Annotated in this window: 2 protein-coding genes; both read right to left on the bottom strand. The window is 23.6% G+C overall.

Annotated elements, in window-relative coordinates:
- Positions 1-683 (bottom strand): hypothetical protein (locus tag LJD32_RS14835; protein ID WP_227403835.1); only part of this gene is annotated, 683 nt, incomplete at its 3' end.
- The gene (locus LJD32_RS14830; RefSeq protein ID WP_227392812.1) at positions 680-1,375 is read right to left on the bottom strand and encodes a LytR/AlgR family response regulator transcription factor; all 696 of its coding nucleotides are present in this window, start codon (positions 1,373-1,375) and stop codon (positions 680-682) included. The genes LJD32_RS14830 and LJD32_RS14835, both read right to left, overlap by 4 nt.
- Between the last annotated feature and the right edge of the window lie 156 nt (positions 1,376-1,531).

Raw genomic sequence — 1,531 nt, 5'->3', positions numbered from 1 at the left:
AGCACTTTTTCATTTTCTTTCTTATATCTTATCTCTTCATTTTTTAAACGAATACTTGTAGATTCTTCGTTTTCTTTTAAAAGTTTCCCATAAATGTTAAATATTGCCAAAGTAACTACTACCGTTAAAAACATACAAAATAAAATATCTTTTGGATTAATATTTTTGAGTGTATAGTCATTAGCGAGAATAAACAATTCCAACAAGAGAACCAAGAAGATACCTATTATACTTGTCCATCTTTTAGTATTTAGATTTGAATTATATTTCATTTTTCTATTCAAAATATACATTGAAGACAAAAGAAAGATTATTTTAGAAAAAATCTTTAAAATTGTTAGTTTTGCTACTGAATCAGATATCATAAAATCTAATGAACTGCCTAAAATTAAAGTAATTGTGTTGCAAACCAAATCCATAATCAGTGCCGATAAGCAAACGATAATATTTTCAATACTCATTTTCTTATTGAATACCTTCAAAAATAAAACGAGAACAATGACTAACAAAACAGCAGTCAGCCAACTTTCATTAATAAAGTAATCACTTGTCGTTATTGTTGCAAAAACAGCAAGAATAAATAGCCATAATTTCTCAATATTTTTAAAATCAAAATACTTATAAATAAAGTAGCACATGATAGAACTTTCAATTATATTTATAACTAAATCAAATAAACTCATGATATCAAATACTCCCTATATTTAAACATGAATTCATCCACATATTTTTTCCCAAGTTTAATACATGTTTCATCTTTTAATATAATATTATTTTTATCTACTTCTTTAATGTACATCATAGATACTGCATAGCTTCTATGAACTTGTACAACAATTGGACTATCTATTAATTTTAAAGCATCTTTTAAACTGGAACGATACGTATATGTTTCTTGATCACACACAATACTGATATCATGTCCAAAAGAGGTAATATAATGGATATCTTTTAAAAAGATACTTGTCTTTCTTCCATAATAATCAAATGTAATCATCTTCATTGTCTTTTTATAATAAATATTTAATAGCTTAAATAATTCTTTTAAATCACTTTCCAAATTTTGTTTTCTTACAAAATAAAATGGTTGTGTCGTAAGTGAAGAAAAAACAAGTTCTTGCCTTGATGATACATAAATAATTGGATAATCAACAGTCTTCATTTGTAATCTTTTTATAATATTGATACCATTTAAATCTTTTAAATCAATATCAATAAACAATAAATGAATATTCTGATATTGAGAAAAATCATCAAACTTTTCATTTATTTCTACTACTTGATAACTTTTAAAAATACCTTTTAAAAAGTTATCAATATACGTACTTAATTTATAACTAAATTTTCGATCATCATCTACTATTAGACATTTCATTTTTCATTTCTTCTTTCTTTATTTATAAACTGTATACTTTTAAAGATACAAATATTATCATCCTGAGTAATTTTATATTGAGCATCTAAATATTGTACTAGTTGTTTAATTGAATTATCTATTGTCAATCGTATATTTTTTGAAGTTAAAATCTCA

It is taken from the genome of Faecalibacillus sp. TM498 (assembly GCF_020589955.1).
Classification (GTDB): Bacteria; Bacillota_I; Bacilli_A; order Erysipelotrichales; family Coprobacillaceae; genus Faecalibacillus; species Faecalibacillus intestinalis.
This window is presented reverse-complemented; position numbering and strand designations above follow the sequence as displayed.